Source organism: Cupriavidus sp. OV096 (assembly GCF_900115455.1).
In the GTDB taxonomy this organism is placed as follows: Bacteria; Pseudomonadota; Gammaproteobacteria; order Burkholderiales; family Burkholderiaceae; genus Cupriavidus.
Window position 1 is genome coordinate 233,466 of the sequence record NZ_FOWM01000005.1, and the last position, 24,264, is coordinate 257,729.

Consider the following 24,264-nt stretch of genomic DNA (forward strand, 5'->3'; position numbering starts at 1 on the left):
TGGCGACCTTGCGAACCCTCGGATCAGCGCTTGCCGATCGTGAAAGCGATCTCGCCGAGGCCGTCTACGCCACCCGTGACCACGTCGCCCGGGTTCAGCGCGCCCACGCCGGCGGGCGTGCCGGTGAAGATCACGTCACCCGGGGCCAGCGTCATGCTCTCCGAGATATAGGCGATCACATCGGCCACGGGCCAGATCAGTTCGTCGAGGTCGCCCTGCTGGCGGGCCTCGCCGTTGACCTTGAGCCAGATCGCGCCCTTGGCCGGATGGCCGACCTTCGACACCGGATGCAGCGGGCCGCAGGGGCCGGAAGCGTCGAACGCCTTCGACCAGTCCCAGGGGCGGCTCATCTTCTTGGCCACGTCCTGCAGGTCGCGGCGCGTAAGGTCGACGCCGACCGCATAGCCCCACACCAGATCCAGTGCCTGCGCCGGGGTGACGTTGGCGCCACCCTTGCCGATGGCCACCACGAGTTCGATCTCATGGTGCAGATTCTCCGTCAGCGGCGGATAGGCCACGGTGCCTTCGGCCGCCACCACGGCATCAGCCGGCTTGGTGAAGAAGAACGGCGGTTCGCGGTCCGGATCCTTGCCCATCTCGCGGGCGTGCGCGGCGTAGTTGCGGCCGACGCAGAACACGCGACGGATCGGGAAGCGGGCCTGGCTGCCGGCCACGGCCACGCTGGCCTGCGGGGCCGGCTGGATAACGAATTCGGTCATGTCTCGCTCTTCTCTTGTGGGTCTGGGTTTGATGGGGACGACTTGGCGATTACTTGGCGAACACCTGGCTCAGGTCGCCGAATGCCTTGAACTCGAGCGCGTTGCCCGACGGGTCCAGGAAGAACATGGTGGCCTGCTCGCCCACCTGGCCCTTGAAGCGCACATGCGGCTCGATCACGAACTTGGTGTTGGCGGCGCGCAGCTTGTCGGCCAGCGCTTCCCACGTCTCCATCGGCAGGATGGCGCCGAAATGGCGTACCGGCACATCGTCGCCATCGACCGCGCTGGTGCCGCGATGGCCGCATTCGTCCGGCGAGAGATGCGCCACCACTTGATGGCCGTAGAAGTCGAAATCGACCCAGGCGTCGGAGCTGCGGCCTTCCGGGCAGCCCAGCAGGTCGCCGTAGAACTGGCGCGCGGCGGCAAGGTCGTGCACGGGGAAGGCAAGGTGGAACAGGGGCATCGTGCTCATGGCAATCCTTTCGTGGGCAGGGATGTTTGGATCTGTCGTTGATTGTAATCAGCAGAACTCGTAATATGAAACGAATGATTTCTGGTCTGAGTATCAGAGATTTCGATATGCGACTGCCTACGCTGCGACGCCCGTGATCCGCTACTTCCGCACCTTCCTGATGGCCGCCGAGACGGCGTCGTTTTCCGCCGCCGGCGCGCGGCTCGGCCTGACGCAGTCGGCGGTGAGCACGCAGATCCGCCGGCTGGAGGAGGATCTCGGCTACGCGCTGTTCGACCGCTCGGGCAAGTCCGTCGCGCTGAGCGAGGAGGGCCGGCAACTGCTGCCGGACGCCACGCGCTTCGTGGCGCTCTATGAGTCGATGAAGGGCAGCGCACAGGCGCGGCCGGACACGGCGCCGCTGGATCTGGGCGCGGTCTCCACGGTGCAGTCGACGCTGCTGCCCAAGGCGATGCAGCGCTTCCGCGTCGCCTATCCGGACACCCACGTCAACATCGTGCCCGGCATGTCCACGCAGCTGCTGACCCAGGTCGATGCGCGCGAGCTGGACATCGCCGTGCTGGTGAAGCCCCGCCTGGGGATTCCGCCTGAACTGAAATGGGTGCCGCTGCTGCACGAGCGCTTTGTGGCGATTGCGCCGGTGGGCGGCCCGGCGGACCTGAAGACGCTGCTCGCCACCGTGCCGTTCATCCGCTACAACCGGCATTCCACGGGCGGGCAGCTGGTGGACCGCTACCTCAAGCGGCACCGGCTGTGGGTGCGCGAAGGCATGGAGCTGGACGAGCCGGCCGTGATCCTGCAGATGGTGGGCGAGGGACTCGGCTGCGCGATCATCCCCGCCGATCTGGTGCCGTTGCGGCAGACGCCGAACATCGAGGAAGTGCCGATGCCCGGCCCGCCGCTGTTCCGCGAGATCGGCGTGCTGGTGCGGCAGTCGGCGCTCAAGCGCGCCCCGGCGGCGGCGCTGATCGACGCCTTCGTGGCCGTCGCACCGCCGCCTGCCCAGGCTGGCGAACCTGGCGAGGCCGGTGTTAAGCCTGCGCCGCCGCCTGAGGCGGGGTAGCGGCCGGCGCCTTGCGGCGCACCGCGAGCGCCATCAACGCAGCCACCAGGCAGGCTCCGCCCGCCACGTACAGTGCGGGCGAATAGGTCAGCAGCAGCGTGCGCGAGAGCCCTGCGCCGAACGCCGCCGTGGCCGCGCCGATCTGGTGGGCGGCGAAGATCCAGCCGAACACCATGGGCGCACGCTCGCGGCCAAACGTGGTGGCAGCCAGCTTCACCGTCGGCGGCACCGTGGCAATCCAGTCCAGGCCGTAGAACATCGCGAAGATGGACAGGCCGTAGAGTGTGAATTCCGAATGCGGCAGCCAGAACAGCGAGAGGCCGCGCAGCGCGTAGTACCAGAACAGCAGCTTGCGGCTGTCGTACCGGTCCGAAAGCCAGCCAGACAGGATCGTGCCGACGAAGTCGAATGCGCCCATCATCGCCAGCGCCGAGGCCGCCGGTACCGCCGTCATGCCGAAGTCCGCGCACAGGGCGATGAAGTGGGTCTGGATCAGGCCATTGGTGGACAATCCGCAGATAAAGAACGTGCCGGCCAGCAGCCAGAAGGTCTGCGTGCGCGCGGCGTCGCGCAGCACGACGAAGGGGCCGCGCAGCGTGAGCGGCATGGGCGGGCCGGACGGCGCCGGCGCCGTGCCGGGCAGTTCGCCGAACGCGGGCAGGCCGACATCGCCGGGCCGGTTGCGCATCAGCGCGAAGACGAGCAGTGCCAGCGCGGCGCAGGCCACGAGCACCGGAACCACCGCCGTGCGCCATCCCATATGCTCGATCAGCCATGCCGCAACCGGCAGGAACGCAAGCTGGCCGGTGGCCGAACTCGCCGTGAGGATGCCGATCACCAGCCCGCGCCGCGCGGTGAACCAGCGGTTGGCCACCACGGCGGCCAGCACCAGCGCGGTCATGCCCGAGCCGATGCCGAGCATCAGCCCCCAGGCGACGAACAACTGCCACAACTCCGTGGCCACCGTGGCCAGCGCCATGCCGCCCGCGATCAGCGCGAGCGCTGCACAGACCACATTCTTCACGCCGAAGCGTTCCATCAGGATGGCCGAGAACGGCGCCATCAGGCCGAACAGCGCGAAGCGGAAGGCGAGGATCGACGAGATCTGGTCGGTGTTCCAGCCCATCTCCTGCGTCAGCGGTTTCAGGAACGCGCCGGGCAGGCCGAGCGCGGCGGAAGTGGTCAGCATCACGCAGAAGGTGATGGAGGCAACGATCCACGCATAGTGGATGCCGCGCCGGTCCAGCCGGCTGGAAAGGGCTTGCGCAAACATGGGGGTCTTGGTTTGGGTGGGTCGGATGTGTGGAGAAAAGGTGTCCGCGCCGGCCTCAGCCGGCAGCGGGTTCGGGGGCAGGCTCGGCGGCCGGTTCGTCAACATCCGCGCCCAGCAGCCACGCACGCGTGGCATCGAGGATTGCCTCGGAGAGCGGGTCGCCGGTCGTGGCACGGGCCAGCATCAGCGCGCCGGCCATGGCCGACACCTCCACCAGCGCCTGCTGGCGGGCGTCGGCTTCGGGCAGGTCGGCCGGGGCAGTCGAGCGCCATTTGTCGATCAGCGCCGAGAGCCCTTCGCGGTACACGGGGCGCACGGGTTTGTCGGCATCCTCGCGCGCCACATCGGCGGCCAGCGCGGCGGCGGCGCAGCCCTCGGCGGCGTGGTCGCGGTGCACGGGGGTGAGGTAGGCCGCCACCAGCGCGCGCCGGGCGGCCTGGCGGTCGCCGTCCGCGCTGGCGATGCGCCGGTCCCAGCGCTGGTCGCCTTCCTCGAACGCGCGCCGGCAGGCCACGGCCACGAGGTCGTCCTTCGACGCGAAATGGCCGTAGAAGCCGCCGTGGGTCAGCCCGGCATTCGCCATGATTTCTGCCACACTGACTGCGTGCGGCCCGCGTTCCCGGAACAACTTTGCCGATGCTTCTTCGATGGCCACCTTGTGCTGGCTGGCCACTGCTCGTGATGCGCGCGCCATCTGACGCCTCCCTCTGGAAATCTGACTGAAACTTGCCTTGACCGCAGTTTAGATGACGTCCATACTTTATTCAATAGATGCTGATCATCATTTAAGATAAGTGGCTGGCATCGTTGTTGTCATGTCGTCCCATCGATCCAAGGAGATTCCTGCTATGTCCAAACTGTTCGACCTGTCCGGCCGCGTCGCGGTGATTACCGGCTCCACCAAAGGCATGGGGCTCGAGATGGCCCGCGCGCTGGGCCAGCAAGGCGCCCGCGTGGTGGTCTCGGGCCGCGATGGCGCGGTGTCCGAGCGCGTGGCGGCCACCTTGAAGGCCGAAGGCATCGACGCCACCGGCATCCCCTGCGATATCGCCGACCTCGTCAGCGTGCGCGCCTTTGCCGACAAGGTGCTGTCCACCTTCGGCCGCGTGGATGCCCTCCTGCTCAACGCCGCCGCCAGCGGCGTGGTCGGCTCGATGCTGGAGCAGGGCGAGAAAGAGTTCGATGACGTGATGGCCGGCAACGTGCGCGGCAATTTTGTGCTGGTCAACGCACTCGCACCGCAGATGATCGAACGCCGCGATGGCTCGATCGTCTTCATGTCGAGCATCGCCGGCCGCCGCGGTTCGGCCTTCCTGCCGCTGTACAGCGTCTCCAAGGGCGCCATCGACGCCGTGATGCGCAACTTCGCGCTGACGCTGGCGCCGCACAACATCAACGTGAACAGCATCAACCCGGGCCCGGTGCGCACCGATTTTTCGCGCGACGCGCTGTGGGGGGATCCCGAGCGCGAGAAGGCCCTGAGCGGTGCCATCCCGATGCGGCGCATCGCTGAGGCGAGTGACGTAGCCGGTCTGGCCGTGCTGCTCGCCTCGCCGGCGGGCCGCTACATCACGGGTCAGGTGATCGGCCTCGACGGCGGCGCCACGGCCTGATTTTCGCCCCGCCGCCGTGCTTTGCGCACCGTGCGCGTGCGGCGGCGGCACCGTGTTTGTGCAGTGCGAAAAATAGCGGGGAAAGTGGCTTTATTCCTTCGAATCGGGACCGATACAGCGTGAAATCAGTCCTCGACATCAAGGAGCCCCGTGACCGCTTTCCTCACCCCTGCAAAGCATCTGATGGCGCGTCTCACGATCACGCGCAAGCTGGTGCTGCTGACCATCCTGTTCCTGATTCCGCTCTGCGGCGCGCTGGTCGCGGTGCTGAATCAGTCGGTACAGTCGATCCGTGCCACGCAGGATGAACAGCGCGGCCTGACGCTCGTCGGCCGCGCGCTCGACTTCATGCGCGAGACGCAGGTGCGCCGGGGCGCCGCCAATGGGCTGCTGCTCGGCAACGCCACCTTCCGGCCGACCTTCGATGCCGCCAACGGCAAGGCCGATGGGCATCTCAGCGCACTGCGCGCCGAGGTGGCGCGCGTGACATCGTTCAACGTCACGCAGGATGCGGCCAAGCTCGACGAAGCCTGGGCGCAGATCCGCAAGCTCGGTCTGGAAACCCCCGCCGCGCCGCTGTTCGAGCGCCATACCGCGCTGGTCAAGCAGACGCGGCTGTTTATTGGCGATGTGGCGGACCGCTCTTCGCTGGCGCTCGACCCGGACGCCGGCTCCTATTACCTGATCAACCTGATGGTCGGCCCGATGCCGAAGCTGGCCGAGCTGAGCGCGCTGGCGCGTGGCCGGGGCGCGGGCATCATCGCGCAGGGCGGCTATTCCGATGCAGCCCAACAGGCCGATCTCGCCGCGCTGGCCGAGCAGATCCAGGACGGCCTGGAAGCCGTGCGGCGCGACATCGCCCGTGCCGAGCGCGGCGCGCCGGCCTTCAAGGACCGCATGGAAGCCGCCACCGCCAAGCTGGCCGCGATGGACAACTTCTACCGCACGCTAAAGGTGAGCATGCTGGGTTCCAGCGGCATCACGATCGATGCGAAGTCGTATTTTTCCGAAGGCACGGCGGCGATCGAGGCGGTGTCGGCGCTCAATCAGGAGTTCGCCGCGCTGACGGGCGAGATGCTGGCCCAGCGCGTGGCCGCCGAGCAGCGCCAGCTGGTGCTGCTGGTCGTCATCGCGCTGGTCACGGTGGGCGGCGCGCTCTACCTGTTTGCCGGCTTCAGCCAGGGCATGCGCACCGATGTGCAGGACGTGGCGACGCTGGTGGCGCGCATCAACGCCGGCGACCTCACCGTGCGCATCGACGCCCATGGCCGGGACGAGTTGAGCGACGTCAAACGGCACCTGATGTCGATGGTGGAGACGTGGCGCGGCATCATCGGCGAGACCAAGGACGGCGCGCAGAACGTGCTGGTGGCGGCGGGGCAGATCGCGCAGGGCAATGCCGATCTGTCGCAGCGCACGGAGGAGCAGGCGTCGTCGCTGGAGCAGACCGCCGCGAGCATGGAGGAGCTGACCGCCATCGTCCAGCAGAACGCGGGCAACGCCGATGAGGCCAGCGCGCTGGCGGCGGAGGCGTCGGCGATTGCGGTGGCGGGCGGGGAGTCGGTGTCGCGCGTGCGCGAGACCATGGGCGAGATCGAGGCGGATTCGAAGCGGATTGTCGAGATCATCGCCGTGATCGACAGCATCGCCTTCCAGACCAATATCCTGGCGCTGAACGCGGCCGTGGAGGCGGCGCGCGCGGGGGAACTGGGCCGGGGCTTCGCCGTGGTGGCCAGCGAGGTGCGCACGCTGGCCCAGCGCGCCGGCCATTCGGCGAAGGAGATCCGCGCGCTGATCTCGCAGTCGACCAGCCGGGTGACGGCGGGCACGGCGCTGGCCGGGGAGGCCGCCGCGACCATGGAGCGCATCGTCACGGCCGTGCAGCGCGTGACGACGATGATGGACGAGATCAGCCGCGCCTCCCACGAGCAGAGCGGCGGCATCACGCAGGTGAATCAGGCGGTGACGCAGATGGATCAGGTCACGCAGCAGAACGCCGCGCTGGTCGAGGAAGCCGCCGCCGCCGCCGAGGCGCTGCAGGAACAGGCGCTGCGCATGGAGCAGAGCGTCAGCGTGTTCCGGCTGGCGGCTTGATCAGGAGGATGGCGGGGAAGTTGGCACGGGCGGGGCGCGCAGCAACGGATAGGGGTTGATCGCCCCGGTCCCGGTGTAGACGCCGAAATGCAGGTGCGGCGGTGTGCCGCGCGCGTTGCCGGTGGTGCCGACGTAGCCGAGCACTGCGCCCGGCGCCACGCGGTCGCCGATGCTCACATCGGCATAGTCATCCAGATGCGCGTAGTAGTGCATCTGACGACCCGGCCCGAGCACCCAGACCACCTTGCCGCCCAGGCTGTTGGTGCCCACGCGCGAGACGATGCCCTCCGTGGCGGCCAGCACCGGCGTGCCGCGTGCGGCAAAGATGTCGATGCCTTCGTGCTTGCGCCCGCCGGAGCGCGCCCCGTGCCAGGTGTCCCGCAGCCCGCGCTGGGCCACGCCCTGCACCGGCATCGCCAGCGCGGTGGGCGCCGGCATCGATGCCAGCCGCACCGCGTACAGCGCATTATCTATATAGGGTTTGACGTAGGGCCAGCCCAGCGCGCCCGCCGCCAGCAGCGCAGCCAGCCACAGCCAGCCGGCGTAGGAGCGTGGCTGGGGCTGCGGTTGGGGTTGGGGCTGGCCGGCCGGGCGCGTCACCATGGGTGGCTCCGGCCGGTGGGGATGGACTCACCAGCCGTTGGAGCCGGCGCTGGTGCCGCCGGCGGGCGCTTCGCGCTTCTCGACGCGGATGTTGTTTTCGACTTCGGTAACGCCGAACGTGTTATCGGCGATGTCCTCGATGGCATATTTCTGGCTCCGCTGATGGACGGTGCCGGATAGCGTGACCTTGCCCTTGTCCACGTCGACGCTGACTTCGCCCACATCCACGCCGCTGGTAAAGGTCAGCCGTTCGCAGATCTGGTCGCGAATGCGCTCGTCGGTGCGGGTGTAGCCGCGCGGGACGTTGCGCTTGTCGATGTCATCGTCGTCGTGGCCGAAGAAGTTGCTGACGGCTTCGCCGATCCGGTGGCCGAGATTGTAGAGCGCGCCGTGCTCCTCGCCTTGATCGCGGTCATCGTCATCGTCCGACCAGCGCCGTGGCGAGCGGTAGCCGAGTTCCTCGTCGTAGCCGCTGGTGCCGGCGCTGGTGCCAGGGTAGTCGCGCCCGTAGGACTGGGCGTAGGGCTGGCGGCCGGCGTAGCGGTCAGACCCACCCGAGGGGCGGGATTCTCCCCACTCGTCGCGTGGCTCGGTCCAGTAGCGGGTGTCGCTGCGCAGGTCGTTGAAGTAGGCGTCATGCCCGGACCCGCCGGCCTGCCAGGGTTCGCGCTGCTGGGCGCGGCGCAGCCATTGCTGGTCGGCGCTGCCGAAGCCCTGCTGGCCGCGCTGACCTTGCTGCCCTTGCTGATAGCCGCGTTGACCCCGACCCTGTTCCCATCCGCGCTCGCCGCCGTAGCCGCGTGCTTCCTGATTGCCTTGATAGCCTTGGCTGCCTTGCGGGCCGCCGTAGTCCTCGAAGTCCCCATAGTCGCCAAACTCGCTCGCCTGGCGGCGGCTGCGGTACGCCTGCTGGCGGCGCTGGGCGTCGTCTTCCGGCGAGTCGCTGCTGGCGTAGCCGCCGTTGAGCCCGTAGCGCAGGTTGCTGCCCTGCCATTGGCCGCTGTCCCGGTAGGCGCCGGCATAGCCGCTGCGGGGCGGGCCGCCGTCGCTGGTTTGTCCCGGGGTCAGGCGCTGGCGTCGGCGGGCATCGTCCCATTCATCGCTGGCGGACTCGGGCTGCCAGTCCTGATCGCGCGCACGCAGCCCCCGGTTGTCGCTCCATGCATCGTCGCGCCATGGATCGTAAGCGTCGTCGTCGCGGACATTTTCAAAGGCCCGCCAGGTCTGGCCCCGGCGATAACGCTCGGTGTTGTGGTCGCCCATTGCTGATCTCCTGAAGTTGCGGGTGTGCCATTACTGGCAATCCAGAAGAGGGGCAAGATTCGTACCGCGCCGGCTGGCCCTTGTCAGGGCTGGCCTTGCGGGATTTAGGGTGCTGCGGGTGCGCTTCACGCCCATGCAAGCCTTGCGCGGGCGCGTGTAAAGACTGCTCGGCAGCAGGAGGGGAGCAACCGGGACGGGTTAATGGGCCGTCACACGGCGCAGCGAGCCCGGCGGATGGGCCAGCACGGCAGCCGGGATCATCGGCGTGGAAGGTGCTGCCGGTGCGGGATCGGTCCGCTCGGTACGGGTCGGGCGCACCGGGGCGATGCCTTCGACAGCGCCCAGCGCCTGGCCGTTCTCGTAGCCGGTGGACACCGCCTCGAGATAGCCGGGCGAGAACTTCTGCTCGGGCGTGACGGCCGGGGCCGGGGCCAGCGCGGGCTGCGCATACACCGCCGTGTGGGCGCAGAGCGCCAGCACGCGGAGCAGCAGGATGCCGCCACGCATGCGGTAGAGCAGGGCGAGGGGCGTGAGAGGCGAAAGAGGACGAGGCTGGTGGAGGGGCGCGGCGTCGGTGGGGCGCAACTGTGGCGGGATCTTCATGATGGTTCTCCAAAGGAGCTTTCGCTCCGGCTGAAAAGGTGCTGCGGGACGAGCATCGCGGCGCCGCGCTCGTCCTTCCTTTTCGCAGGGAACATGCCACCATCATTTCGGCCCCGGGCGGGCAGGCCGGGCCACTTTCACGGGGAAAACAGGGGGTTGTGGGCCAACACGTCGCGAGGAACGGTTGGGGCCGGGCCAACATCCCACCAACCTCCACCCATCAGATCCAGACGTCGTTTTGCGCAGTGCGCTCGCCCACGTCGTCGCCCGTATTGCGCACGCCGCGCGGCTCGATCAGCAGCATGCGCACCTCGCCATCGGCAAACGGTTTGTGCTCGATGCCACGCGGCACCACGTACATCTCGCCGGCGCGCAGGTCCACGTGGCCGTCGCGGAAGTCGATGCGCAGGTGGCCGTCCAGCACGATGAAGGTCTCGTCGGTGTCGGCGTGGCTGTGCCAGACGAAGTCCCCCGCGATGCGGACGATCTTGAACTGGTAGTCGTTCATCTCGGCAATCACGCGCGGCTGCCAGTGGTCCGAAAACAGGGCGAGCTTCTCGGCGAAGTTGATGGCGCGGTAGGGGGTGGGATTGGGGGTGGGATTGGGAGTGGGGGACATGGGGCGCTCCTTCGGATGGGATGAAGGCCCGAGCATGCGCCGCCGGCGGGCGGGCCGTCTTGTACGATCGTGCAGCTACGGCGTGCGCCCCAGCGTGCGAAGCCAGCGCGCCGGCGTGATGCCGAAGGTGCGCGCGAAGTGCCGCGTCATATGGGCCTGGTCGGTGAAGCCGGCCCACGCGGCGGCGTCGGCCAGGGTCTGGCCGGCCACGATCAACCGGCGGGCCATGTCGAGCCGGCGCATGGTCAGGTAGCGGTACGGGCTGGTGCCGAACAGTCCACGGAAATCGCGCGACAGGCGCCAGCGGTCCCGGCCGGTGGCGGCTTCGAGTTCGTCCAGCGTGACGATGCGCGCCACGTTGTCGAGCAGGAAGGTCCGGGCCGTCTCGGCGGCACGGTAGTCGAGCGCCTGCCGGCGCCCCGGCGTAGTGCCGCCGGCGACGGCCGCCAGCGCGTGGGCCAGGTCGTAGAGCGCGTCGTCTTCCTCGAGCGGGTCGATCGGGCTATCCATCGCGCGGAGCAGGGTCTCGGTGGCGGCGAACAGCCGGGGGTCGTCCGATCGGCCGCCCGGGATGAACGGCAACGGCCGGCCGCCCAGCGCGCGCTGCACGTGCGCGGGCTCGACATAGATCATCCGGTACTGGAAGCCGGCCTCGGTGCCGGCCTGGCCGTCGTGCGGCTCGTCGGGGTGCAGGACGATGGTGCCACCCGGCAGGCTGTTGCAGACGCCGCGCCGATAGGAAAAGCGCTGCACGCCGGTCAGCGTGCGGCCAATCGCGTAGGTGTCGTGGCGATGCATGTCGTAGCCATGGCCGCCGATAAACGCCTCGATCCGCTCCATGCGCTGGGCGGACGCATCCCGCCGCATCCAGTCGCGCCGGCCCGGCAGTACCCCGTCACCCATGCGTGTGGCCGGGGTGGCTGTGCGAGTGGCTGGGGGCGGCGTGCGTGTGGATGTGGTCCGCCTCCGGGGGCGGGGAAAGATCGGCGCTGCAGCTGGGCGACGACTCATCGTGGCTATGCGGCTCCAGCGCGCCGGGCACGCGGCGGCTCTTCAGGCCATCGGCACGCAGCCAGGCCACGGTGGCTTCGGCGGCGCGGTCGATCAGCTCGCCGCAGCGCGTGTAGTCATAGGGCGAGACATCGAGCGGACAAAGCGGCGGCACCACGGCGATATGCGCGTGGTCGGCCCAGCGCTCCAGGTCATGCACGAGTTGCCGCGCCACCAGCAGGGACAGCGCATTGAGCGCGTGTTCCACGGCGCCGCGCGGCGGGCGGCGCTCGGCGCAGGCGAAGCCGGCCGGCAGCACCACGATGCGCGTGGCGCCCAGCCGCACGGCCGTGGAAACGGGCGTGTTGTTGGCCACGCCGCCATCGATCAGCGCGCGGCCTTCCACCTGCACCGGCGGAAACACGCCCGGAATGGCCGCGCTGGCCAGCACCGCATCGACGATATTGCCCGAGGACAGCACCACTTCGTCGCCGGTATGCATGTCCGTCGCCACCACATAGAGCGGCAGGCTGGCATGTTCGAGCCGGGATTCGCCGAAGTGGCGCGAAAGTAACTTCTGGAGGCCGAACGATTCGACCAGATGCCCGCGCCGCCCGCCCAGCATGCCGAGCATGCTGCGCCAGGACCAGGGCAGCACTTCGGCCCGGCGAATGCCGCGCCAGAGGCTCTCCAGCTTGGCCGTGCCTTCCTCGTGCGGATGGCAGGCGAAATACGCGCCGTTGATGGCGCCGGCCGAGGCGCCGATCACCATGTCGGGCGCCAGGCCCCACTTCACCAGTTCCCGCAACATGCCGACCTCGATGGCACCGAGGCTGCCTCCACCGGCAAAGACGAATGCTGTTTTTTCCATGGCTGGGCGCGCGGGGAGCCATCCTCCCCGGATTCTCGATCTGTTAGTGGCCACAGCATAGGCCACTTCCGGGCGGGAGCGAAAGAGTCTGTTAGTGCGGGAGTGTCGAGCGCTTGTTATGCAATTAACCGCCAGGAATTTAGCGCGACTGCAGAGGCCGGCTGGCAGGGGATGGGGTCGAAGCATGATGCGGACACCGCACGCGGCACGCGAACGCCAAATACGAAAAAGGCGCCGGCAGCGGAATCCCGCTGTCGGCGCCTCGCGGCAGTCCAACCTGGCGCGCTAGAGAAGCAAAAGCCCGATCAGAAGCCGGGAGCCGGCGTTTCCGGAATCTGGTTGCGCAGGCTCAGGTTCATCACGTTCCAGCCTCGGATGGCGGCGATGGTGTACGACAGCTCGGCGATTTCCTGCTCGCTGAACTGCTCGCGCAGGGCCGGCCAGGCGGCGTCGGTCAGGTCCTGGTGGGGCAGTGCGTTGACGGCCTCGGCCCAGCCCAGCGCGGCGCGCTCGCGGGCGTTGAAGAACGAGGCGGGGGCTTCACGCCAGCCGGCGATGGCGTTCACGTGGCGCGGGTCCAGGCCCTGCTTGATCAGGTCGCGCCAGTGCATGTCCACGCAGACGCCGCACTGGTTGATCTGGGACACACGCAACTGCACGATCTCCACCAGACGCGGGCCCAGCGAGCTTTGCTTGACCGAACCCGACAGCGCGATCATGGCCTTCAGGTTGGCCGGGGCGAGCTGGAAGAAGTTAATACGCGATGCACTCATGATGGTTCCTCACGGTAGTTCAAGGGAGTTGGCGTGCGCCCTTTGCGCTTGCCTTTCCCTGTAAGACGTACCGTGAACCCGGCTTGTGACAGCTTTTCCGAAAATTTTTAACCCAGCCATTCCCGGAAGGTGAGCACGAGCATGGCCGCGTTCATGGCGATGATGATGCCGACCGTCAGCGAGGCCAGGATCACCACGCTGCGCGGGTTGGCGTAGGCGCCCATGCGGGCGCGGCTGCTGGTGAAACGCACCAGCGGAATCGCCGCGAACGGCAGTTGCAGGCTCAGCACCACCTGGCTGGCGATCAGCAGCTGCGCCACGCCTTTGTCGGCATACAGCCACGCCACGATCAGTGCCGGCACGATGGCCACGCCGCGCGTGACCAGCCGCCGCGCCCACGGCGCCAGCCGCGTGCGGATAAAGCCCTCCATGACCACCTGCCCGGCCAGCGTGGCGGTCACGGCCGAGCTTTGCCCCGAGGCCAGCAGCGCCACGGCGAAGATCACACTGGCCCAGGCGGCGCCGGTCAGCGGGGAGAGCAGGTGGAAGGCCTCCTGGATCTCGGCCACCTCCGCATGGCCGCTGCGGTGGAACACGCCGGCCGCCGTGACCAGGATCGCACTATTAATAAAGAAGGCGATGGCGAGTGCCACCAGCGTGTCGATGGCCGTGTAGCGCAGCGCCCGTTGCAGCGCCGGCGCATTGTCCTCGACGGTGCGCGTCTTGACCGCCGCCGAGTGCAGGTAGAGGTTGTGCGGCATCACCGTGGCGCCGATGATGCCCGTGGCGATGACCACGGCGTTGGCGTCGGTGAGCGAGCGCGGCGAAGGCAGCAGCCCCCAGCCCACCTCCGACCAGGACGGCTCGGCGATGATCAGCATCGCCACGAAGCACAGCAGCACCAGCGTAATCATGCTGATGACGAAGGCTTCCAGCCGCCGGAAGCCGCGCTGCTGCAGGATCAGCACCAGCAGCACGTCCAGCACGGTCAGCGCCACGCCAGCCAGCAGGGGGATGTTGAACAGCAGGTTGAGGGCGATGGCCGTGCCGATGACTTCGGCGAGATCGGTGGCGCAGATCGCCAGTTCGGCCAGGACCCATTGCGACCAGGCCGACCAGCGCGAGGCGCCGTGCCGGCACGCCTGCGCCAGATCCATGCCGGTGACCAGCCCGAGCCGGCTGGCCAGCACCTGGAGCAGCATCGCCATCAGGCTGGACATCGCCACGACCCAGAGCAGGGTGTAGCCGTAGGCGGAACCGCCCGCGAGGTCGGTGGCCCAGTTGCCGGGGTCCATGTAGCCCACGGCCACGAGGTAGGCCGGTCCGAGGAAGCGGACGAACTCCCGCCACCTGGCGGCGGGGCGGCTAGGGATGACGACCGACACGTGCCCATCCTACGAGGTGATGACCGCGCATGGCGCTCCCGTTCACGTTGTGTGTGGCTCAGGTCGCTTGCACGACCAAGGCAGCCAATTTAGCCGAATTTTTCGATCGATGCGCTGAGGGCACATTGCCGGTGCGGTCATCCGGCGCCGGCATCGAGCGGGGCTAGGTGTGCTGCGCCACGGGCTTGGCGCGTGCCGCCTGGGCACGCAGGCAGCGCAGCAGTTCCTCCGCATAAGGCAGCACCACGAACAGGCCGAGCGCAGCGAACAGGCCGATCAGGTAGGACGACGGCAGGGGATCGCGTTTCGGGGTCAGGGTGAGGCGGGGCGGCTCGGCGCCGGCGCCGAACAGCGCCAGGAACTGGTCCCAGTGGGCGGCGGCCAATATGACCACGGCCGTGATCGGCAGCATCTCCAGCAGGCTGTGCATGTGCTGCTCGTTCGGCGGCACCGTGCGCCGGGTCACCGCGTAGCCGACGTCGACCCAGGCGGTGACCGCGTGGACCACCACAGCGACGATCATGATGGCGAACAGCAGCGCGTTCACCTCGAAGAACAGCACCAGCAGGACCGGGACGCCCACCTGGACCATCATCAGGCTGTGCATGACCGATTCCCGGACGCCCGCGTTGATCTCGATGCGCTGGCGCCGATGGAACCACCAGTCGCCCAGCCCCGCGAGGATCCAGAGCGGGATCAGGCCGTACATCAGGATCAGGCGAACCGGTTCTTGCATGGCGTCTCCAGCGGTGGCGGGAGCGCGCCACCTTCCGGCACGGTGCAAGTGCCGTTCCATGCCGAAAAGGGCCCGTGGGAGGCCCGTAGGAGGCAGCCGGCAGCCGGGCGGGATGTAAAAACCGCCCGGTCGTGCAGAAACGTCAGGCTGCCAGCGGCGCGGCTTCGATTGGCTCGACGGCCGTCGCCCGGGATGCCGGCAGCATGGTGCCGTGCTCGCGATAGTTCAGATGCCACGCAAACGCCTCTTCCAGCAGGTGCGGGGTCTGGCCGCCGCGCGTCTGGGCCCGGCGGAAATAGTCGAGCAGGCCGTCGCGGTAGGCCGGGTCGGCGCAATTGCGGATCACCTGGAGCGCCCGCTCGCGTGGCGCCAGCCCGCGCAGGTCGGCCAGGCCGTGCTCGGTGACGAGGATGTCCACGTCGTGCTCGCTGTTATCCACGTGGGAGACCATCGGCACGATGCTGGAAATCCGCCCGTCCTTGGCCACGGACTTGGTCACGAAGACCGACAGGTAGGCATTGCGCGCGAAGTCCCCCGAGCCGCCGATGCCGTTCATCATGTGCGTGCCGCCCACGTGCGTGGAGTTGACGTTGCCGTAGATATCGCACTCCAGCGCGGTGTTGATGGTGATCAACCCCAGCCGGCGCAGCACCTCGGGATGGTTGCTGATCTCCTGCGGCCGCAGCACCAGCCGCGACTTGTAGCGGTCGATCTCCTCCAGCACGCGGCGATAGACCGGCCCGGACAGCGTCATCGACGACGCCGAGGCAAAGCGCAGCTTGCCGGCGTCGAGCAGCGAGATGGTGCTGTCCTGCAAGACCTCCGAGTACATCGTCAGGTCATGAAATGGCGAATCTACGAGCCCGTGCAGCACCGCGTTGGCAATCGTGCCGATGCCGGCCTGCAAGGGCTGGAGCGACGGGGAGAGCCGCCCGGCGCGCACCTCGCGCTCGAACAGCGCGTTGAGATGGCCGGCGATCAGGCGCGTGTCGCCGTCGGGCGGCAGCGCGTTGGACGGGCTGTCGTCGCGCGCGGTGAGCACGATGGCCGCAATACGTGACGGATCGACGGGGATATAGGGCAGGCCGATGCGCTGCTCGACGGCAATCAGCGGAATCGGCTGGCGATACGGGCGCTGCACCGGGAAGTAGATGTCGTGCAGCCCTTCCAGCGCGGCCGGCATATTGGTGTTGATCTCGACGATGACCTTCTTGGCCATCATCGCGAAACTCGCCGAATTGCCAACCGAGGTGGTCGGCACGATGCCGCCGGTCTCGGTGATGGCGGCGGCTTCGATCACGGCGATGTCCACCGGGGCGAGCTGGCCGCTGCGCAGCTGCTCCACGGTCTCGCCCAGATGCTGGTCGATGAACATGACCTCGCCGTCGTTGATCTTGCGGCGCAGGGTGGCGTCGGACTGGAACGGCAGGCGGCGCGCCAGCACGTTGCTTTCGGCCAGGATTTTGTCGATGTCGTTGCCGAGCGAGGCGCCCGTGATCAGCGTGATCTGGAGCGGGTCGGCGGCGGCGCGGCGGGCCAGGGCGAAGGGCACGGCCTTGCAGTCGCCGGCGCGGGTGAAGCCGCTCATGCCGACCGTCATGCCGTCCTGGATCAGCGCGGCGGCCGCATCGGCCGACATGATCCGGTCCTGCAGGGCGGCCAGGCGAATGCGATCACGGTACATCTCGTCTCCTTGCTTGTTGGCTTCTGTAGCCTGTGGGGGCGTTGTCGGGGCCAGTGTAGCGAGCGCTGAATATTCTCACCATGATTTAAATCGCTAGAAGCCAGTCGGTTTTTTCATGGGTGACGCCGCCGTGCAAAGTGCCGCGCGCCGGGCAATTCGGCAAGCAACGGTGGCCATCGCTTCCTAAAATCTTCATGTGTGTTTCGTAGCCACGCCGGCTACTATCTCAGTCGAGTACGCAGTCGAGTCCTGTCCTACCTAGACCGAAATTGAGGGGAGTCGCATGGAGATGACGCAGGGAGCTTCGCAGCCCGAAGCCAGTCCGGACCCGGTTGCTGATCAGGTCGCCAATCAGGCCGCACATGAGCCGGTGGTAGGGCTGGAGGCGCCGTTTTCGGTGCTGGAGACCCGCAAGCACCAGATGTTTCCGACCCTGACGCCGGCCGAGATCGAGCGCGTGCGGCGCTTTGGCGCGGTGGAATCGTTCAAGGCCGGCCAGACGCTGTTCCGCGTCGGCGACCCGGCGCCGGGCATGCATCTGATCCTGACCGGCAAGCTCCAGATCATCCAGCGCGACGGGCTGGGCAACAGTTTCCCGATCAACGACGAGGGCCCGGGCCAGTTCCTGGCCGAGGTGGGCCAGCTCTCCGGCAAGCCGGCGCTGGTGGATGCCGTGGCGCTGGAGGACTCCACCGCGCTGGTGGTGCCGCCCGAACGGCTGCGCGCGCTGCTGGTGGCCGAGGCGGATCTGGGCGAGCGCATCATGCGCGCGCTGATCCTGCGCCGGGTGGGCCTGATCGAGCGCGGCGGCGGCCCGGTGCTGGTCGGCAAGGGCACCCAGCCGCTGCTGCTGGCGCTGCAAGCCTTCCTGCGCCGCAACGGCTATCCGCACAAGGTGGTCGATATCGACACCGACCCGGACGCCATGGCGCTGCTGGACGTCAGCAACGCGCCTGCGAGCGATTTCCCGATGGTGATTTGCCCCGACGGCGGCATACTGCGCGCGCCGGACGAGGGCCAGCTCGCCTCATGCCTCGGTTTGGTGCCTGAATTCGCGCCGGACCATATCTATGACGTGGTGGTGGTCGGCGCCGGCCCCGCAGGGCTGGCGACGGCGGTCTATGCCGCGTCCGAGGGGCTGTCCGTGGCCGTGATCGACTGCCGGTCCCCGGGCGGGCAGGCCGGCGCGAGCGCCCGGATCGAGAACTACCTCGGTTTTCCCACGGGCATCTCGGGCCAGGCGCTGGCCGGGCGGGCCTTCGTCCAGGCGCTCAAGTTCGGGGCCCACGTGGCCATTCCGCTCGAGGTGAGCGCGCTCCATTGCGGCGAGAACCCGATCCGGATCGAGCTGACCGATGGCCGCATGGTGCCTACGCGCACCGTGGTGATTGCCAGCGGCGCCCAGTACCGGCGCGCGGAGATCGAATCGCTGGATCAGTACGAGGGGCGGGGCGTCTATTACTGGGCGTCGCCGGTGGAGGCCAAGCTCTGCAAGGACGAGCACGCGATGCTGGTCGGCGGCGGCAACTCGGCGGGGCAGGCGGCGGTGTATCTCGCCTCGCACGCGGCCGAGGTGCATATGCTGGTGCGCGGCGAGGGGCTCGAGGCCACCATGTCGCGCTACCTGATCGACCGCCTGAAGAGCCTGCCGAACGTCTTCCTGCACACGCACGCGCAGATCACGGCGATGGAGGGCGAGGGCTGGCTCTCCACGGTGCGCTACAGGGAGCGCTCCTGCGGCCCGGACTGCATCTCCCGGCCGATGCGCCACGTGTTCCTGTTTATCGGCGCCGCGCCGAACACGGAATGGCTGCGGTCCTGCAACGTGACCACGGACCCCAAGGGCTTCGTGCTGACCGGCTATGAAGCCCACCAGTCCTGCACCGAGCGCGCCGACTACACGCTGGAGACCAGCGTGCCGGGCGTGTTCGCGATCGGGGATGTGCGCTCGGGCTCGACCAAGCGCGTGGCCGCCGCGGTAGGCGAGGGCGCTGCGGTCGTGGCGCAGATCCATCGCTACCTGGCGGGCATGCAGGCCGGCCAGACCATGCAGGCGGTGGCCTAGGCGGCGCGGGCGGTACTCAGGCCGCCCACGCCACCGTCCGCCATCATCGAACCGCCGTCAGGCCGCCATCGCCGGAATCGGCACGCCGGCGGCGGGCATCGCGTACATCAGCGGTCCCATGGCGGCCTCGATGCGCGCCATCTGCCCGGCATCGACCATCCCGCCCAGCAGCTTGCTGAAGCGCGGTTCCAGCATGCCCGAGACGATGTAGGTCCAGCGGTACGCCTTGAGCACCACGGCTTCCACCTCGGCGGTGCGCGGGGCGTCCGGCGTGCCACGGATCACGCGCATGACGTAGTGCGCGTCGGCGGTGGCCTGGGCCTGCAGGATCTCGTCCACGGCGCCCACCAGCGCGATCAGGTCGTCGATGGCGGCATCACGCGAGGTGCGGCACATGCGGGCGTCTTCGCGCAGCCATTCCAGCTCGTCGAGGTTGGCGTGCTGGGACTCCTCGCGCCAGTGGTACAGGAACACGTCCTTGAACAGGTCGGACAGGTCCGGCGCGGTGCCGATGCTGCCGCGATAGTGCGCCTGTGACAGCAGTTCGACATGGCAGGTCAGCGCCAGCACCGCCCAGGTGCACTTGGAGAGCACGAAGGCAGCCACGGCGTTGGCGTCCGCCCCGAAGGTGTAGCCCGCCGGCATGCCCTGCGCGGCTAGTTGCTCGATGCGGCGGAACAGCTCCTGGTGCTTCAGTTCCTCGTCGGTGAAGCGCACCAGCGCCTCCAGCGCGACCTGATCGCCAACGCTGTGGGCCTGCGTCAGCTCCACCACCTTGGCCGAGACGAAGCGCTCCACCAGCCCGAACATATTGGCGTAGGTGCGGCCCTGCACCTGGCTCACGAAGCGGCGTTCGGCCGCGCTGAGGAACGGTAGTTCGTCGGCCAGGGACAGCCCGTCGGGCAGGAACTTGTGGGAGAGGTCGAAGGTGCGGTCGCGGATGACGTCACGGTCGATGTCCCAGCGGATGCGCTTGGATGCGGCGATACAGCGGGCGTAGCGGGCGGTGTCGGCTGACAGGGATACGGCTTGCATTGCAAAACTCCTCTGGAATGAACGGCGTCCATGCAGAAGGTGCCTGACAGGACGTAGGCGGATCATTCCAGCGGCACGCGCCGCCAACATGAGACGGGTGTCCCGGGTTTGGCGCGCTTCGAGGGTTTTGGAGTGGGGCGGTTGTCCTGCTTTAGGGCTTACCCTCTAACTGCCGTTTCTCGCCGCTTCATTTCGCTGAAGCCCCCGCGGAAGCGCGCCAGCGCCTCCGCCACCCCCCGGTAATTACCCGCGCCCGGGACCCTTGTCCCACGGAATCCCCCCGCACAGACCCTGACGAATCCCGCAAACCGGGACACCCGCCTCATGTTCGCCCGCACCCCGCTGCCCACAATCGGCCCCTCGAACAAGGAGCAGTGCGGCTCAGGCGATCCCCACACCGTTCCTTCATCCTGAGCTGTGATCGCCTTCCTGACGTTGTAGTTGGAGTTTGCGATGTACACGAATCTTGCCAAGACCCTCTTGACCGCTTCCTCGCTGGCCATCGGCCTGTGCAACCTGGCGTATGCCGGGCTGGGCGGCGATCGTTCCTCTTTCACCACCACCGCGGCGCAGGCCGGCATGTCTGCCTGCAAGGGCGGCAAGTTCGATCCGTATCAGGACGGCCTGCGCACCAGCAAGCCGGATCCCTACACCGACGGCGCCCGGATGGATCAGCGCGACCCCTACACCGATGGCGCCCGCATGGGTCAGCGCGACCCGTTCACCGATGGGGCCCGGATGGGCGCTGCCGGTGGCGGATGTCTGCTGCGCAACGCCTGACCGCGGATAATGCGCCGGGCACGGTATGCACCACGTCTGGCTTTCCGCACTTCGCGGGGCCAGCTGGCCGTGGTTTTGCCTGCACGCTGGGGATCGTTGACTAAGATTAGTCAATCGCCCGTTCCAAGCGGACGTGGTGAGCTATCGCCCCGGCGCCCTGCACCGGCCGTACCCTGTCCCGCGCGCGATCCCACCATGCCGATGCTGAAGCAGCAGATACGCCTTTGCACCAGCCTTGACCGGGTGCGACTGGCGTATGCCATCACGGGCAGCGGACCGCCGCTCGTGAAGGCCGCCAACTGGATGAGCCACCTCGAATTCGACGTGGGGAGTCCGGTCTGGAGCCACATGCTGTGCGCGCTGTCAGAGAACCACACGCTCGTGCGCTACGACGAACGCGGCTGTGGCCTCTCTGATCGCCACGTGGAGGACCTGTCCTTCGAGGCGTGGCTGCGTGATCTCGAAACCATCGTGGACGCCACCGGCGTCGATCATTTCCCCTTGCTGGGCATTTCCCAGGGCGCGTCGATCGCCGTGGCGTACGCGGTGGCGCATCCCGAACGGGTGAGCCACCTCGTGCTGCACGGCGGCTACGCCCGGGGGCGCCTCAAGCGCAACCTCGGGGCCGAGATGCGCGAAGAAGCCGAGCTGATGGCGCGGCTGGCCGAACTGGGCTGGGGGCAGGAGAACCCGGCCTTCCGCCAGTTCTTCACCACCCAGTTCATCCCGGGCGGCACGGCGGAGCAGCACCGCTGGTTCAACGAGCTGGAGCGCGTGTCCACCTCGCCGGCCAACGCGGCGCGCTTCATGCGCATCTTCAACGACATCGATGTGGTGGAACTGCTGCCGCTGGTGACCTGCCCCACGCTGGTGCTCCACGCCGTGCGCGACGCGCGCGTGCCGTTCGACGAAGGCCGGCTGATCGCCAGCATGATCCCGAACGCGCGCTTCGTGCCATTGGAGAGCGGCAACCACCTGCTGCTGGAGACGGAGCCGGCATGGGACCGCTGGCTCGAGGAAGTACGCGCCTTCCTGCCCGCGCCGGTGCCGGTCGACGACCCGGCGTTCCACACCTTGACCCGGCGCGAGCGCGACATTGTCGTGCTGATCGCGCAGGGCCGCGACAACGCACAGATCGCCGCCTACCTCGGGCTGTGCGAGAAAACCGTGCGCAACCACATCACGAGCATCTTCTCGAAGCTCGAGGTGGAAAACCGCTCGCAGGCCATCGTGCTTGCGCGCGAGGCCGGCTTCAATCGGTCCCGCGCGTAAGCCGGCGGACCTGCCGGGCGAACAATCAGGAGACTCCCATCATGACGACTACCCCCGACGCTGCCGCTGCCCCGGCGACTTCGCCCGACCTTGCCGCCCTGAAAGGCCGCCAGCAGGTGGCCTGGGCCAGCGGCGACTATGCCGTGATCGGCACCACGCTCCAGATCGTGGGCGAGCAGCTTGCTGAAGCCTGCGACCTGCGCTGCGACGAGCGCGTGCTCGACGTGGCCGCCGGCAACGGCAACGCCACGCTGGCGGCGGCGCGCCGTGGCTGCATCGTGACGTCCACCGACTATGTCGGCGCACTGCTGGAGCGCGGCGCCGAGCGCGCCAAGGCCGAGCGGCTGGAGGTCTCCTTCCAGCAGGCCGACGCCGAGGCGCTGCCCTTCGACGACGCGAGCTTCGACGCCGTGCTCTCCACCTTCGGCGTGATGTTCGCCCCGGACCAGCCCAAGTGCGCCGCCGAGATGGCGCGCGTGACCCGGCCCGGCGGCCGCATCGGGCTGGCGAACTGGACGCCGCAGGGCTTCGTCGGCCAGATGTTCAAGACGCTGGGCGCCTACGTGCCGCCGCCGGCGGGGGTGTCGCCGCCGTCCAAATGGGGGGTGGAGGAGCACCTGCGCACGCTGTTCGCACCGCATGGGGTCGATGTCCGCGTGACGGCGCGCCAGTTCAACTTCCGCTATCGCTCGGCGGCGCACTTTATCGAGGTGTTCCGCACGTGGTACGGCCCGGTCCACAAGGCGTTCGCCTCGCTGCCGGCCGACAAGGCCAGCGCGCTGGAAGCCGACCTGACCACGTTGCTCAACAGCTTGAACGTGGCCGGCAAGGATTCGATGGTGGTGCCAAGCGAGTACCTGGAGGTGGTGGCGACGAAGCGGTAGGGGGAGGCGGGGCATTATGAAGAACGCCACCGGCGCGGAAGCAGCGGTGGCGTTTTTTGCTGCAGGCAGTCTTCACCTTTTGCAGCATTCATGAGGGCAGGCGGGTAGAAACTCTATCGCGATGGTTGAAGGCGTGGTGCTGCTATATGAACCGATATTCTCCGCGCGATAAACACTTGTGCCTCCCCACACGATATCCGCCGGATCCTCGCCCATGTCGATAAGAAAATTCTTTACCCATGCCGCGCGACGTTCGACGATCTCTTTGTTCTCCCCCTCTTCTTCGATATATCCGACCAGCAATAACATCGCATGATTGGGATAGTCTCGCTGCAACGTCGATACCCAGGCTCCAAGGCTGCCAGCTTCGGCACCGCTTAACCGATCCATCCCCGCTGGGAAGCGTACATTGAACTGTTTGCCGGGTGAGCAAGCCATCGCACTACCGAATGAAAGCGCCAAAGCTATCAGGAATGGGACCATGAACAACGATATACCCCGCAACGTTATCCGCATTCCTGATGCAGCGCTCGTTCTTTTCTCGTGCAATGGCAATAGCGTTCCACAATTTGTAGTAATCATCTTCCGTGTCCATGGTGTCGTGAAAATGGGAGACCTCGTGAGCGATGGTCAGCAGTTGTGAATCGCTTCGGTCGGAGAATTCAGGCAGCTCGCAGAACTTCAAGGCGATGGCTATCGTATGAGTCTTAACGTCGGGCTTGCACACCGCCGCGACGACGCCGCGTGTCTCGGCATTGGGGCGGGATACACATCCGACGAAGTCGAACGCGTTAGCGTTGTGGCGCACGAAGTTGATTGGACGCAGGTTTTCGAAGACCGCCAGCATACGCGTCAAGCCATTAGTCAGCCTTTCGCGCGTTCGGTTATCGGCAACGCCAAACCAGGTTTCCACGCCGCCCCGAGCGTGATTATCCCAACGGCGAAGCTCCGCCAGTCGCGTCTCGGTACGCGCCACCAGCGCTGCGCATAGCCTTAGTGTCAGTTGGGCGAAGGCTTGGTTACTCATGTTTGGACAAATGAGTTTTGGGTCGTCCGCCACTCTTTTTCTTGAATCTGTCCCGTCAGCCGTGTAATTGACTTCATCCGCCCATTGCGAGCGCACGGGAGATACGACCGTTGCCGCGCCCTTTCGTCGATTCACCTCCGTCGACATCGTGAATTGCGAAGCAAATATCCGTGGTTTCTCCTTGCATTGGCAGAACACTATTGCGCCGTCCACCAGAACGGATTTCCCCATATCGGTCCAATGCGGATCGCAGTCGTTATAGACCGGTCCGCCGACCTTGCACGCCGGGCAGGTCGCAAAATCGCCCTCTACGGCGATGCGCTTGCCCATGTTCGTGGAATTGCTGGATGCCGTGAGAATGCCTTGGGTACCGGTGCGGTCCCCATCGCCAAGCAGATAGCGCTCATCCACACCGTCAACACCTGAATGCATGGTCCTTC

General features: G+C 67.4%; 24 protein-coding genes. 7 read left to right on the forward strand and 17 right to left on the reverse strand.

Features of this window, described 5'->3' with window-relative positions:
• Positions 1–23: 23 nt before the first annotated feature.
• On the reverse strand, positions 24–719 hold the full coding sequence (locus BM115_RS14005) for a fumarylacetoacetate hydrolase family protein (RefSeq protein ID WP_092294763.1): 696 nt from the start codon (positions 717–719) through the stop codon (positions 24–26).
• A gap of 49 nt (positions 720–768) precedes the next feature.
• The gene (locus tag BM115_RS14010; protein ID WP_092294765.1) at positions 769–1,191 is read right to left on the reverse strand and encodes a VOC family protein; all 423 of its coding nucleotides are present in this window, start codon (positions 1,189–1,191) and stop codon (positions 769–771) included.
• 133 nt (positions 1,192–1,324) lie between these two features.
• Here BM115_RS14010 and BM115_RS14015 point away from each other — a divergent pair, with 133 nt between their 5' ends.
• Complete coding sequence (locus tag BM115_RS14015; protein WP_092294767.1) at positions 1,325–2,254, forward strand: LysR family transcriptional regulator; 930 nt, start codon at positions 1,325–1,327, stop codon at positions 2,252–2,254.
• Here BM115_RS14015 and BM115_RS14020 read toward each other — a convergent pair.
• Together BM115_RS14020 and BM115_RS14025 are read right to left on the reverse strand one after the other, a co-directional pair.
• Positions 2,223–3,527 carry an MFS transporter gene (locus BM115_RS14020; RefSeq protein ID WP_092294769.1) on the reverse strand — a complete coding sequence of 435 codons (1,305 nt, stop codon included), beginning with the start codon at positions 3,525–3,527 and terminating at the stop codon, positions 2,223–2,225. The two genes, BM115_RS14015 and BM115_RS14020, sit on opposite strands and share 32 nt — an antisense overlap.
• Before the next feature lie 55 nt (positions 3,528–3,582).
• Positions 3,583–4,221 (reverse strand): TetR/AcrR family transcriptional regulator, encoded by a 639-nt coding sequence (locus BM115_RS14025; RefSeq protein WP_092294771.1) that lies wholly within the window; start codon positions 4,219–4,221, stop codon positions 3,583–3,585.
• Between the two features lie 154 nt (positions 4,222–4,375).
• Between BM115_RS14025 and BM115_RS14030 the strand changes: the two genes are divergently transcribed.
• Together BM115_RS14030 and BM115_RS14035 are read left to right on the forward strand one after the other, a co-directional pair.
• Complete coding sequence (locus BM115_RS14030) at positions 4,376–5,140, forward strand: SDR family NAD(P)-dependent oxidoreductase (protein ID WP_092294773.1); 765 nt, start codon at positions 4,376–4,378, stop codon at positions 5,138–5,140.
• A 183-nt stretch (positions 5,141–5,323) separates the two neighbouring features.
• Positions 5,324–7,234 carry a methyl-accepting chemotaxis protein gene (locus BM115_RS14035; RefSeq protein WP_092294775.1) on the forward strand — a complete coding sequence of 637 codons (1,911 nt, stop codon included), beginning with the start codon at positions 5,324–5,326 and terminating at the stop codon, positions 7,232–7,234.
• On the opposite strand, the gene BM115_RS14040 is transcribed toward BM115_RS14035, so the two are convergent.
• The 10 genes from BM115_RS14040 to BM115_RS14085 form a co-directional block, all read right to left on the reverse strand.
• Complete coding sequence (locus BM115_RS14040; RefSeq protein ID WP_092294777.1) at positions 7,235–7,837, reverse strand: M23 family metallopeptidase; 603 nt, start codon at positions 7,835–7,837, stop codon at positions 7,235–7,237.
• A gap of 27 nt (positions 7,838–7,864) precedes the next feature.
• Positions 7,865–9,100: a BON domain-containing protein gene (locus tag BM115_RS14045; protein ID WP_092294779.1), complete on the reverse strand. Its 1,236-nt coding sequence runs from the start codon at positions 9,098–9,100 to the stop codon at positions 7,865–7,867.
• 198 nt (positions 9,101–9,298) lie between these two features.
• The gene (locus tag BM115_RS14050; RefSeq protein WP_255370818.1) at positions 9,299–9,703 is read right to left on the reverse strand and encodes a hypothetical protein; all 405 of its coding nucleotides are present in this window, start codon (positions 9,701–9,703) and stop codon (positions 9,299–9,301) included.
• A gap of 220 nt (positions 9,704–9,923) precedes the next feature.
• Complete coding sequence (locus BM115_RS14055) at positions 9,924–10,322, reverse strand: cupin domain-containing protein (protein WP_092294781.1); 399 nt, start codon at positions 10,320–10,322, stop codon at positions 9,924–9,926.
• Between the two features lie 75 nt (positions 10,323–10,397).
• Complete coding sequence (locus tag BM115_RS14060; protein ID WP_092294783.1) at positions 10,398–11,225, reverse strand: AraC family transcriptional regulator; 828 nt, start codon at positions 11,223–11,225, stop codon at positions 10,398–10,400.
• A complete protein-coding gene (locus BM115_RS14065; RefSeq protein ID WP_092294785.1) occupies positions 11,218–12,183 on the reverse strand; it encodes a patatin-like phospholipase family protein in 966 nt (321 codons plus the stop codon). The genes BM115_RS14060 and BM115_RS14065 overlap by 8 nt, the downstream gene beginning before the upstream one ends.
• 305 nt (positions 12,184–12,488) lie before the next feature.
• Positions 12,489–12,956, reverse strand: coding sequence for a carboxymuconolactone decarboxylase family protein (locus BM115_RS14070; protein WP_149138057.1), 468 nt, complete (start codon positions 12,954–12,956; stop codon positions 12,489–12,491).
• 107 nt (positions 12,957–13,063) lie between these two features.
• Positions 13,064–14,341, reverse strand: coding sequence for an Nramp family divalent metal transporter (locus BM115_RS14075; protein ID WP_092294789.1), 1,278 nt, complete (start codon positions 14,339–14,341; stop codon positions 13,064–13,066).
• A 163-nt stretch (positions 14,342–14,504) separates the two neighbouring features.
• A complete protein-coding gene (locus BM115_RS14080) occupies positions 14,505–15,077 on the reverse strand; it encodes a diguanylate cyclase (RefSeq protein WP_092294791.1) in 573 nt (190 codons plus the stop codon).
• Positions 15,078–15,219: 142 nt separating this feature from the next.
• Positions 15,220–16,761: an acetyl-CoA hydrolase/transferase family protein gene (locus BM115_RS14085; RefSeq protein ID WP_092294793.1), complete on the reverse strand. Its 1,542-nt coding sequence runs from the start codon at positions 16,759–16,761 to the stop codon at positions 15,220–15,222.
• 283 nt (positions 16,762–17,044) lie between these two features.
• Here BM115_RS14085 and BM115_RS14090 point away from each other — a divergent pair, with 283 nt between their 5' ends.
• On the forward strand, positions 17,045–18,826 hold the full coding sequence (locus tag BM115_RS14090) for an FAD-dependent oxidoreductase (RefSeq protein ID WP_092294795.1): 1,782 nt from the start codon (positions 17,045–17,047) through the stop codon (positions 18,824–18,826).
• Between the two features lie 57 nt (positions 18,827–18,883).
• Here the strand turns inward: BM115_RS14090 and BM115_RS14095 are convergent, their stop codons facing one another.
• The gene (locus tag BM115_RS14095; protein WP_092294797.1) at positions 18,884–19,861 is read right to left on the reverse strand and encodes a hypothetical protein; all 978 of its coding nucleotides are present in this window, start codon (positions 19,859–19,861) and stop codon (positions 18,884–18,886) included.
• A 453-nt stretch (positions 19,862–20,314) separates the two neighbouring features.
• Here BM115_RS14095 and BM115_RS14100 point away from each other — a divergent pair, with 453 nt between their 5' ends.
• The 3 genes from BM115_RS14100 (at position 20,315) to BM115_RS14110 (ending at position 22,797) form a co-directional block, all read left to right on the forward strand.
• Complete coding sequence (locus BM115_RS14100; RefSeq protein WP_092294799.1) at positions 20,315–20,641, forward strand: hypothetical protein; 327 nt, start codon at positions 20,315–20,317, stop codon at positions 20,639–20,641.
• A gap of 195 nt (positions 20,642–20,836) precedes the next feature.
• Positions 20,837–21,913: an alpha/beta fold hydrolase gene (locus BM115_RS14105; RefSeq protein WP_092294801.1), complete on the forward strand. Its 1,077-nt coding sequence runs from the start codon at positions 20,837–20,839 to the stop codon at positions 21,911–21,913.
• 41 nt (positions 21,914–21,954) lie between these two features.
• On the forward strand, positions 21,955–22,797 hold the full coding sequence (locus BM115_RS14110) for a class I SAM-dependent methyltransferase (protein WP_092294803.1): 843 nt from the start codon (positions 21,955–21,957) through the stop codon (positions 22,795–22,797).
• A 72-nt stretch (positions 22,798–22,869) separates the two neighbouring features.
• Here BM115_RS14110 and BM115_RS27110 read toward each other — a convergent pair whose 3' ends face one another.
• Both BM115_RS27110 and BM115_RS14115 read right to left on the reverse strand, forming a co-directional pair.
• Entirely contained in the window at positions 22,870–23,280 is a 411-nt protein-coding gene (locus BM115_RS27110; protein ID WP_143093893.1) for an OmpA family protein, read from the reverse strand.
• A complete protein-coding gene (locus tag BM115_RS14115) occupies positions 23,240–24,256 on the reverse strand; it encodes a M35 family metalloendopeptidase (protein ID WP_092294805.1) in 1,017 nt (338 codons plus the stop codon). The genes BM115_RS27110 and BM115_RS14115 overlap by 41 nt, the downstream gene beginning before the upstream one ends.
• Between the last annotated feature and the right edge of the window lie 8 nt (positions 24,257–24,264).

Excerpts from the sequence above, each read along its gene's own strand:
- BM115_RS14005 (WP_092294763.1), bottom strand. The coding sequence starts at position 719 with ATGACCGAATTCGTTATCCAGCCGGCCCCGCAGGCCAGCGTGGCCGTG.
- BM115_RS14010 (WP_092294765.1), bottom strand. The coding sequence starts at position 1,191 with ATGAGCACGATGCCCCTGTTCCACCTTGCCTTCCCCGTGCACGACCTT.
- BM115_RS14020 (WP_092294769.1), bottom strand. The coding sequence starts at position 3,527 with ATGTTTGCGCAAGCCCTTTCCAGCCGGCTGGACCGGCGCGGCATCCAC.
- BM115_RS14025 (WP_092294771.1), bottom strand. The coding sequence starts at position 4,221 with ATGGCGCGCGCATCACGAGCAGTGGCCAGCCAGCACAAGGTGGCCATC.
- BM115_RS14030 (WP_092294773.1), top strand. The coding sequence starts at position 4,376 with ATGTCCAAACTGTTCGACCTGTCCGGCCGCGTCGCGGTGATTACCGGC.
- BM115_RS14035 (WP_092294775.1), top strand. The coding sequence starts at position 5,324 with ATGGCGCGTCTCACGATCACGCGCAAGCTGGTGCTGCTGACCATCCTG.
- BM115_RS14040 (WP_092294777.1), bottom strand. The coding sequence starts at position 7,837 with ATGGTGACGCGCCCGGCCGGCCAGCCCCAACCCCAACCGCAGCCCCAG.
- BM115_RS14045 (WP_092294779.1), bottom strand. The coding sequence starts at position 9,100 with ATGGGCGACCACAACACCGAGCGTTATCGCCGGGGCCAGACCTGGCGG.
- BM115_RS14050 (WP_255370818.1), bottom strand. The coding sequence starts at position 9,703 with ATGAAGATCCCGCCACAGTTGCGCCCCACCGACGCCGCGCCCCTCCAC.
- BM115_RS14055 (WP_092294781.1), bottom strand. The coding sequence starts at position 10,322 with ATGTCCCCCACTCCCAATCCCACCCCCAATCCCACCCCCTACCGCGCC.
- BM115_RS14060 (WP_092294783.1), bottom strand. The coding sequence starts at position 11,225 with ATGGGTGACGGGGTACTGCCGGGCCGGCGCGACTGGATGCGGCGGGAT.
- BM115_RS14065 (WP_092294785.1), bottom strand. The coding sequence starts at position 12,183 with ATGGAAAAAACAGCATTCGTCTTTGCCGGTGGAGGCAGCCTCGGTGCC.
- BM115_RS14070 (WP_149138057.1), bottom strand. The coding sequence starts at position 12,956 with ATGAGTGCATCGCGTATTAACTTCTTCCAGCTCGCCCCGGCCAACCTG.
- BM115_RS14080 (WP_092294791.1), bottom strand. The coding sequence starts at position 15,077 with ATGCAAGAACCGGTTCGCCTGATCCTGATGTACGGCCTGATCCCGCTC.
- BM115_RS14085 (WP_092294793.1), bottom strand. The coding sequence starts at position 16,761 with ATGTACCGTGATCGCATTCGCCTGGCCGCCCTGCAGGACCGGATCATG.
- BM115_RS14090 (WP_092294795.1), top strand. The coding sequence starts at position 17,045 with ATGGAGATGACGCAGGGAGCTTCGCAGCCCGAAGCCAGTCCGGACCCG.
- BM115_RS14095 (WP_092294797.1), bottom strand. The coding sequence starts at position 19,861 with ATGCAAGCCGTATCCCTGTCAGCCGACACCGCCCGCTACGCCCGCTGT.
- BM115_RS14100 (WP_092294799.1), top strand. The coding sequence starts at position 20,315 with ATGTACACGAATCTTGCCAAGACCCTCTTGACCGCTTCCTCGCTGGCC.
- BM115_RS14105 (WP_092294801.1), top strand. The coding sequence starts at position 20,837 with ATGCCGATGCTGAAGCAGCAGATACGCCTTTGCACCAGCCTTGACCGG.
- BM115_RS14110 (WP_092294803.1), top strand. The coding sequence starts at position 21,955 with ATGACGACTACCCCCGACGCTGCCGCTGCCCCGGCGACTTCGCCCGAC.
- BM115_RS27110 (WP_143093893.1), bottom strand. The coding sequence starts at position 23,280 with ATGGTCCCATTCCTGATAGCTTTGGCGCTTTCATTCGGTAGTGCGATG.
- BM115_RS14115 (WP_092294805.1), bottom strand. The coding sequence starts at position 24,256 with ATGCATTCAGGTGTTGACGGTGTGGATGAGCGCTATCTGCTTGGCGAT.